This window comes from Chitinilyticum piscinae (assembly GCF_015223195.1).
Taxonomy (GTDB): domain Bacteria; phylum Pseudomonadota; class Gammaproteobacteria; order Burkholderiales; family Chitinibacteraceae; genus Chitinilyticum; species Chitinilyticum piscinae.
Window position 1 is genome coordinate 107,185 of sequence record NZ_JADFUA010000011.1, and the last position, 8,275, is coordinate 115,459.

General features: G+C 61.3%; 8 protein-coding genes. All 8 read left to right on the forward strand.

Going from position 1 to position 8,275, the window contains the following annotated elements; translation table 11 throughout:
* Nucleotide 1: 1 nt before the first annotated feature.
* The 8 genes from INR99_RS15060 to INR99_RS15095 are packed head-to-tail and all read left to right on the forward strand — an operon-like array spanning nucleotide 2 to nucleotide 7,954.
* Nucleotides 2-1,060 (forward strand): nucleotidyltransferase family protein, encoded by a 1,059-nt coding sequence (locus INR99_RS15060; RefSeq protein WP_194117196.1) that lies wholly within the window; start codon nucleotides 2-4, stop codon nucleotides 1,058-1,060.
* Nucleotides 1,032-1,754 carry an acylneuraminate cytidylyltransferase family protein gene (locus INR99_RS15065; protein ID WP_194117209.1) on the forward strand — a complete coding sequence of 241 codons (723 nt, stop codon included), beginning with the start codon at nucleotides 1,032-1,034 and terminating at the stop codon, nucleotides 1,752-1,754. The genes INR99_RS15060 and INR99_RS15065 overlap by 29 nt, the downstream gene beginning before the upstream one ends.
* On the forward strand, nucleotides 1,751-3,031 hold the full coding sequence (locus INR99_RS15070) for a lipopolysaccharide biosynthesis protein (protein ID WP_194117197.1): 1,281 nt from the start codon (nucleotides 1,751-1,753) through the stop codon (nucleotides 3,029-3,031). Before INR99_RS15065 ends, INR99_RS15070 begins: the two co-directional genes overlap by 4 nt.
* Nucleotides 3,031-4,338 carry a hypothetical protein gene (locus INR99_RS15075; RefSeq protein WP_194117198.1) on the forward strand — a complete coding sequence of 436 codons (1,308 nt, stop codon included), beginning with the start codon at nucleotides 3,031-3,033 and terminating at the stop codon, nucleotides 4,336-4,338. Before INR99_RS15070 ends, INR99_RS15075 begins: the two co-directional genes overlap by 1 nt.
* Before the next feature lie 9 nt (nucleotides 4,339-4,347).
* On the forward strand, nucleotides 4,348-4,842 hold the full coding sequence (locus tag INR99_RS15080; protein WP_194117199.1) for an acyltransferase: 495 nt from the start codon (nucleotides 4,348-4,350) through the stop codon (nucleotides 4,840-4,842).
* A complete protein-coding gene (locus INR99_RS15085; protein ID WP_194117200.1) occupies nucleotides 4,839-6,074 on the forward strand; it encodes a glycosyltransferase family 4 protein in 1,236 nt (411 codons plus the stop codon). The genes INR99_RS15080 and INR99_RS15085 overlap by 4 nt, the downstream gene beginning before the upstream one ends.
* Entirely contained in the window at nucleotides 6,071-6,805 is a 735-nt protein-coding gene (locus INR99_RS15090) for a glycosyltransferase family 2 protein (RefSeq protein ID WP_194117201.1), read from the forward strand. Before INR99_RS15085 ends, INR99_RS15090 begins: the two co-directional genes overlap by 4 nt.
* Before the next feature lie 39 nt (nucleotides 6,806-6,844).
* A complete protein-coding gene (locus INR99_RS15095) occupies nucleotides 6,845-7,954 on the forward strand; it encodes an MraY family glycosyltransferase (protein ID WP_194117202.1) in 1,110 nt (369 codons plus the stop codon).
* Nucleotides 7,955-8,275: the final 321 nt, after the last annotated feature.

Genomic DNA, 8,275 nt, shown 5'->3' on the forward strand with positions numbered 1-8,275 from the left:
CATGCAGAAAAACTGGAAAGACATGCTGGTGTCGCCCACCGCGTCGGTGCGAGATACCGTCGCACTGATTGACCGACTGGGCTCTCGCGCTGCCTTTGTGGTGGATGGCGCCATGCATCTGGTGGGGCTGGTGACCGATGGCGACCTGAGGCGGGGTTTGCTGCGCGGCGTAGAGCTAGACGCATCGGTAACCGCCATCATGAACGCGCAGCCGATGGCCTTTAACCGTGCCGAACTCACGACTGTCCGCGTGCGCGAACTGCTAGAAGTGCGCGGCTTTCTGCACCTGCCCGTACTGGAAAACGGCGTACTCGTCGACGTGCTGTTGACCGAAACGCTGCTGGCGGCGCCGCGGCGCGATAACGCCGTGTTTCTGATGGCGGGCGGTTTTGGTACGCGCCTCAAGCCGCTGACTGAAACTTGTCCCAAGCCCATGCTCAAGGTGGGCAGCAAGCCGATTCTGCAAATCATTCTCGAGGGCTTTCGCGACGCCGGTTTTCACCGTTTTTACGTTTCGACGCACTATCTGCCCGAGGTGATTTACGCGCACTTCGGCAATGGCGAGCGCTTTGGCGTGACGATCGAATACGTGCACGAAGAGACCCCGCTCGGCACGGCCGGCGCGCTCGGCCTTCTGCCGGAGTCGGTGGGTGAGCTGCCCATCATCATGATGAATGGTGACCTGCTCACCCGGCTCGATCTGGCGGCACTGTTGGACTTTCATGCTGCCGAAGATGCTGCTGCTACGATGTGTTTGCGCGAATACAGCCATCAGGTGCCGTACGGCGTAGTGCGCAGCGACGGCATCCGGCTGACCGGTATCGACGAGAAGCCATCGCTGAGTTTTCACGTCAACGCCGGCATCTACGTGGTTGGCCCTGACGTGCGCCGTGCCGTGGCCCATGGCCAGCGGATCGACATGCCGGATCTGCTGATGCAGGCCGTGGGCACCGGCCGCAAGGTGGCGACGTATGCGCTGACCGAATACTGGCTCGACATTGGCAAAATGAATGATTTCGAACGTGCGCAACATGACGTGGTGGGGCTTTTCGGTGGCTGAAACTGCACTGGCGCTGATCCCCGCCCGCGCCGGCAGCAAGCGCCTGCCCAACAAAAACCTGCTGCCAGTGGCCGGCCAGCCGCTGATTGCTTGGACGATTGTGGCGGCGCTTGATTCCGGCTGCTTTGATCGCGTGGTGGTCAGCACCGATAGCGCGGAGCTGGCCGAGGTCGCGCGTGCAGCCGGAGCCGAAGTGCCCTTTTTGCGACCGGAGGCGCTGGCGAGCGACACTGCCTGTTCGATGGACGTGATTTTTCATGCGCTGGATCAGCTGGCTTCTGCAGGCGATCTTCCGGCGCTGACGGCGCTGCTGCAGCCAACCAGCCCGCTACGCAACGCCGGTGACATCCGCGCGGCGTTTGCGCGACTGCAAGAGACTGGCGGCGACAGTGTGGTCTCGGTGTCCGAAGTGGAGCACAGCCCGCTGTGGAGTAATACCCTGTCGGCTGACGGCTCGCTCGCAGCGTTTCTGCGCCCAGAAGTGCTGGGCAAGCGCTCTCAGGAGCTGCCGCAGTACTACCGGTTGAACGGTGCCATTTATCTGGCCCGTACCCGCGTGCTGCAGGCGCGCGGCAGCTTTTTCGGTCCGGGCAGCTTTGCCAGCGTGATGCCGGCCGAACGGTCCATCGACATCGACCACCGCACCGATCTGCTGCTGGCCGATATTCTGCTGCGCGAGGCGTGCGGCGCATGAGTGGTCATCTGGCGCGCTCGGCCTCGTGGTATCTGATGGCCAATCTGGGCAGCAGCGCGATTCCGTTTCTGGCGCTGCCGCTGATGACGCGGCTGCTGACGCCCGAGCAGTTCGGTATCGCCGCGCTGTTTCAGGCGCTGACTGCCCTGATGGTGGCGCTGGTCGGGCTGTCTGCTCCCGGTGCGCTCAATGTGTTCTATCACCAGCATCCGGTTGAAGCCTTCCCGCGTTTTGTCGGCAGTGCAGTGACACTGGTGTGGACGTCGGCGCTGGTGCTGGCGGGCGTGGTCTGGGCGGGGGCTCTGCTGTGGCCGGGCGAGTTGTGGCTGTCGCCGCAGTGGCTGGTGCTGAGTGTGGCGCTGGCGGCGATGCAGCTGGTAGTGCAGGTGCGCCTGATGAGCTGGCAGACTGCCGGCGAGGCACGGCCGTACGCGGCGTTCCAGCTCACACAGTCGGCCGGCAATGTGCTGCTTTCGCTCGGGCTGATTGCCACCGTGCTGCCGGACTGGCGCGGGCGAGCCGTTGGTCTCGTTGTGGTGGCTGTGCTGGCGGCGGTGCTGGCGCTCGTGTCTCTGTCGCGCCGTGGTCAGCTGCAATGGGGCGTAGACCGCGCTTCGCTCAACGATTTACTGAAGTTTGGAGTGCCGCTGTTGCCGCACGCGCTGGGGGGCGTGGCGCTGGCCAATGCTGACAGGTTTATTGTTGCCGGTGCACTTGATGCGCACGCGGTGGGCTTGTATACCGCGGGTTTGCAGCTGGGCATGATCATCCAGCTGGCGGCCGATGCGGTGAACAAGGCGTTCGCGCCCTGGCTGTTTGGCGTGCTCAAGCGCAACGATCCAGCTTCGCTAGCCCGTGTGGTGAGGGCCACTTACGCCTACTTTGGTGCGATTCTGGTGGCGGCTTTGCTGCTGGGCTGGCTGGCGCCGGTGCTGGCGGCTTGGGTGCTGGGGCCGCGTTACGAAGGCGCTGCGCCGATTGTGATGTTCATTGCGCTGGGCGGGGCGTTTCACGGCATGTATCTGATGGTGACCAACTATCTCTTTTACGCTAGGCAGAGCGCTGTCCTTTCTCGTATCACGCTGTCTTGCGCGGTATTGAGCGTGCTGCTGGCCTTGCTGCTGGTTCACGTGATGGGGCTGGTTGGCGCGGCGCTGGCGTTTGCGTTGTCCAAGGTCTGTTTCTTTGCGACGACCTGGGTGTTTGCCGCGCGCCATTATCCGATGCCATGGCGCGAGGGCTTGAACTGGCGCGGCTATACCAGAGGACCGCGCTGATGTTTGCCCGGTTGTTGCACATTCTGCGTGACCTGAATGCGCTGTACTTGAACCCGCAATTTGATGGGGTGAGCCGGCAGGTATACGGGCAGCCGCTCAAGCGCTTTTTGCGCCTGAACCTGTCGCTGTGCTACCGCGTGCTTTACCACGTCCTGCACCGCGGCAAAGCCGTGCCACAGCCTAGGACCGATCTGCTGTTCTACGCCAATACCGTCAACCAGATGCGGGCGATGGCTCCGTTGCAGCAGGCCGTAGTAGCGCCTGCGTTGCGCGCTGGTCACGGTGTTCCGGTTGATGTGCCGTTTCCGATGCTGGCGTTGCACCTCTGGGGCCTGTTCCTGCTGCCGTTCTTCTGGTTGGCGCTGCCTTGGCTACAGAGCGAGACGCGGCGTCGGGTCATGTATTTTTTTGATGGCTTTGTTCTTGCTTTGCCGGCCAGCTGGCTGGCCAAGCGCTGGCTGGGGCGGTTGCAACCGCGCGTGCTGGTGCAAAGCAACGACCATAACCCCTTGAACCGGGCAGTGTTGCGTGCAGCTCAGTCACTGGGCATCACCACGGTTTACCTGCAGCACGCGCCGGTGGCTGCCTACTTCCCGCTGCTTGAGCACGATGTCTCTCTGCTTGACGGGCAAGATGCGCTGGACAAGTATCGTCACGCCGGCCCGCCGCGCTCGCGCATCGTGCTGACGGGGCCGGTGCGGCTGGTTTTGTCCGCTGTACCTTCCAGGGCGGTGCCAGCTATCGGCGTGGCGACCAATACCATCGACAGGCTTGATGACGTCGCGGCAATGATCGGTGTGGTAATGGCGAGTGGGGACTGGCCCATTGTGCTGCGTCCACATCCCGGCGATGCGCGTTTTGATGAGTGGCGACGTCTGGCCGAGCGGCTTGCCGTCGGGTTTTCCGATTCGCGCTCCGAGCCCAGTACGCAGTACCTTGGCCAGCTGCAGCGTATGATTGCGGCCGATTGCGGGATTCATCTGGACGCGGCCTTGCTCGATATCGAGTCGGTGTGTTGCGGCCTGCTGGGCGCGGGCAGTACCGACAGCTACGGTTTCGTGCGTGCCGGCCTGTGTCCGGCTGCGGACAGTGCGCAAGCGCTGCGTGAGTGGTTGCTTCGCGACCCAGCCGGGCCCAGCCCGCGTCAGCGCGCCCGCTATTATTTTGCGTCGATTGGTGCGCAGAACGAAGCGCGGGTGGCGGAGGTGGCGGCCCAGTTGCTCGACGAGCTAGTCGAGGGGCGTGATATTGCGCAGAACAGATTGATCCGCTGGCAGTCGCCCGGCGGCTATTTCGAGCTTATTTGAGGTGTAGTCATGCGAGGCTGGTTGCGTCGTATCCGTTCACAGATTTTTCGCATGCTGGCGCTGCGCCGGATCGGCAGCCATGCCGGGCTGCCGACCATACACGGACGTACCCGTTTTACGCGCACGACGCATCTGGGGTACAACACGCATTTCAACGGCATGTCGGTGCGGGGCTGCGGCGTGGTGCGGATTGGCGATCATTTCCACTCTGGCCCGGAGTGCATCATCATTTCGGAAATCCACAACTACCGTGGCAACGCGCTGCCGTACGACCACACCATGATTGCGCGCGACGTCACCATCGGACACAACGTCTGGCTGGGTACCCGCGTGATGGTGCTGGGCGGCGTGACGATCGGGGATGGCGCCATTATTCAGGCCGGCAGTGTGGTGGTGTCCGATATTCCCGCCATGGCGATCGCTGGTGGCCACCCGGCCAGAGTGTTTGCCCAGCGCGATCCTGAGCATTATCGGCAACTGCGCGAACAGCAGGTAACATCGTGAGTGTCGTTTCTGTTGCTGGCGCGCCCAAAGCACGCCCGGTCGTCCTCCTGACGAGCTACACCTACCTACCGGCTTATGGCGGCGTAGAAAACTCGCTGCGCCATCTGGCGCTGGAATACGTGCGCGCTGGCTATCAGCCGGTCCTGCTGGTGGGAGATCCGCCGGCATTCGACACCTTGCCGCGCCATGAGGTGGTTGATGGTGTCGAGATCTGGCGCTTTCGTTGCCGCCGCTGGGCGGTGCTGAAACTCTTGAACCCGCTGGCCATGATGGTGGATCTCGTTGGCCTGCTGCGACGACTGCGGCGCGAAAAGTCTCCGCTCTTTTGCGTGTCGCGCAACCAGTTTGTGGCGACCTTCAGTGCGGTGCTGCTGTCGTGCCCGGTTATCTATGTAGCGCCCGGCTTTGCGCTGGAGCAGCAGCGGCCGCAAAACACGGTGGGGCATGGCTGTCTGCGAGCGTTGCTGCAGCGTGTCAAACGCCGGATTCATCACTGCTTTGATTATGCAGCGCTGCGTTTGGCCCAGCAGGTTGTGGTGTTCAGCAAGAACATGCAGGCGCAGGCTCGGAGGGTCTGGGCTGGAGTTGCCGACAAGTGCGTGCTGTCCAAACCCGGTGTGGATACGGATCGGTTTGCGCCAGCGGCCAGTGCTGCGGCCAAACTTGCTTTACGCGGCGAACTGGGTTTACCGAAACAGGCCAGACTGATACTCGGCGTGGGGCGCTTCGTGGGGGCGAAGGGGTTTGATCTGCTGATCGACGCCGTGGCGTCGCTGCCGGAGGGCTACAGCCTGGTGCTGGTGGGCGACGGCCCCAATCGGGATGCACTGGAGGCGCTGGCCGTGCAAGCCGGCGTCCGCGAGCGCGTGCACTTTGCCGGTAAGGTCGCAACTCCCGAGCTCTACTACCGCGCCGCAGATATCTTTGTAATGTCGTCGTTGTACGAGCCGCTGGGGCAGACGGTACTGGAGGCCATCGCATCGGCGTTGCCGGTGGTATCTTTCCGCGCGGGCCTAACTGTCACCAATGCTACCGAAGAGCTGCTGGCCGATGTGGCGGTGTACGCTAGAGACGTGAGCGCTGCAGGACTGGCAGCGGCGATTGCCGCGGTGCAGCTGGAAAGTGATGAGGCTGGACTCACGCGGCGGTCGCTGGCAGAGGCACGCTACACGTGGCGCGCGCTGATGCAGACGCTGAACGCACTGGGTGCACCGGATAAGGCCGACACGTGAAAGTTTCCATCATCATGCCAGCGTACAACGCAGCCGGCACCATCCGGGCCAGCATCGATTCGGTGCGTGCGCAAACGCACACCGACTGGGAACTGCTGGTCGTGGATGACGCGTCCAACGATGGCACGGCAGACCTAGTGCGGGGCTATCAGGACGAACGCATCGTGCTCTTGCCTAGCGCCTACAACCAGGGGGTGGCGCAATCGCGCAACCGCGCATTGCAGCAGGCCAGCGGCGACGCCATCGCCTTTTTGGATGCCGATGATTTATGGTTTCCGGACAAACTCGCGTTCCAGTTGCGCTGCATGCAGGACGAAGGCGTCAACGTCGTCTATGCGCCGTACGAACGACGCAGCGAGGACGGTGCGCTACTGGGCGTCGTACTGCCGCCAGCGAAAGTGCGCTATCGCGATATGCTGCGCAGTAACTGGATTGGCAACCTAACCGGGATGTACCGGGTGAGTGCGCTGGGGAAGGTGGGGTTTCAGCCTATCCATCACGAAGACTATCTGATGTGGCTGGAGGCGGTACGTGCCGCCGGCATTGCCCATCGCAGCGGAGATCAGGTGCTGGCGGTGTATACCGTGCGCGCGCAGTCTGTTTCGGCCAACAAGTTGCGCACTGTGCGCTGGCAATGGGCGATCTATCGGCGCGCGTTGAAGCTATCGTGGGTCAAGTCGGTTGGCCTGATGGGGTTCTATGTTTTTCATGCGCTGGCCAAGCGTCGTTGAGGCCATCCGCTCGCGCTATTTCGATGTAAAGAGACTTTCATGCAGGTATTGTTTATCAGCTTCTTGCTGTCCTTCCTCTGCACCATGCTGATCATCCGCACTAGCCGCTGGCATGGCAGCCTGTCTGCCGACCACGATCTGGGCAGCGTCCAGAAATTCCACGCGGTTGCCGTGCCCCGCATCGGCGGCGTAGCGGTGATTGTGGGGCTGCTGGGCGTGGCGAGCTGGTATTCGTACAAAGGCATTCTGGAGGCGCGCGCGTTCTGGCTGCTGATCCTCGTCAGCCTGCCGGCTTTTCTGGGCGGGCTGGTCGAAGACCTGACCAAGTACGTGTCTCCGCTGGCGCGCCTCCTAGCGACGATGGCAGCGGCCATGGCGGGCTTCTGGTTGCTGGACGCGTCGATCAACCGGCTGGATGTACCGCTGCTCGAGCCGATGTTGCAGTTCTGGCCGGTGGCGCTGCTTTTTACTGCCGTGGCGGTGGCGGGTGTGGCCAACGCGGTCAACATTATCGATGGCTACAACGGGTTGGCGGCGATGGTGTCGGTGATGATCTTTGCCGCGTTCGGTTACGTGGGCTGGCAACTGCAGGATCCGTTGATCTGGCGTACCTCGTTCGCGATGATCGGCGCGATCCTAGGGTTCTTTGTTTGGAATTTTCCGCGCGGCCTAGTGTTTCTCGGTGATGGCGGTGCGTATCTGATCGGCTTCATGGTCGGTGAAATGGCTGTACTTTTGGTTGCGCGCCACGAAGCTGTATCGCCGTGGTTCCCTCTGCTTGTAGTTATCTATCCGGTGTTCGAGACCCTATTCTCCATCTATCGAAAGAGGTTCGTGCGTGGTATGTCGCCTAGTGTTCCCGATGGTGTGCACCTGCATATGCTGGTCTATAAACGACTAGTACGCTGGACTGTGGGTGGTTCAGACTCACGCCACCGTACTACACGAAATGCTTTGACGTCCCCCTATCTTTGGCTGCTCTGTTCTCTGTCGATATTTCCAGCTGTTTTATTCTGGCAGCAGTCGTTGATATTACAGCTCATGTTGGTTGTTTTTATTCTAATTTATGTGGTGCTTTATCGAGCACTGGTGTTATTTAAGGTTCCACGATGGTTGGTATTGAGAAATCGTAGAACACAAAAAAAATAACGGCAGAATTCCGGATTTTTGTTTCCGCTGGCGTTGTTGCACAAATCAAATCAGGGCCAGACTTCCCTAAACCCCAGACGGAATTATCCTATGCGTACCGTTTCCGGTATTCCGAGCTGAGTGAAACGGTTCAGCAGTGCTGCTCGAATTTGCAGCTCAGCAACCTGACCGACGTCACCCCGAATTTGAGTAGGTGTCTGGTCTCGGATCATAATTTACCTGTCCGCAGTTGGCGACTCTATCTGGCACGTTCGGTTTTGGGTACGCTCTGCACGTCGATCTCCAGATCAGGCCAATGAATCTCCGTCTGCACGGGCGCGC

Coding starts and splice junctions, on each gene's coding strand:
- INR99_RS15060 (WP_194117196.1), top strand. CDS start 2: ATGCAGAAAAACTGGAAAGACATGCTGGTGTCGCCCACCGCGTCGGTG.
- INR99_RS15065 (WP_194117209.1), top strand. CDS start 1,032: ATGACGTGGTGGGGCTTTTCGGTGGCTGAAACTGCACTGGCGCTGATC.
- INR99_RS15070 (WP_194117197.1), top strand. CDS start 1,751: ATGAGTGGTCATCTGGCGCGCTCGGCCTCGTGGTATCTGATGGCCAAT.
- INR99_RS15075 (WP_194117198.1), top strand. CDS start 3,031: ATGTTTGCCCGGTTGTTGCACATTCTGCGTGACCTGAATGCGCTGTAC.
- INR99_RS15080 (WP_194117199.1), top strand. CDS start 4,348: ATGCGAGGCTGGTTGCGTCGTATCCGTTCACAGATTTTTCGCATGCTG.
- INR99_RS15095 (WP_194117202.1), top strand. CDS start 6,845: ATGCAGGTATTGTTTATCAGCTTCTTGCTGTCCTTCCTCTGCACCATG.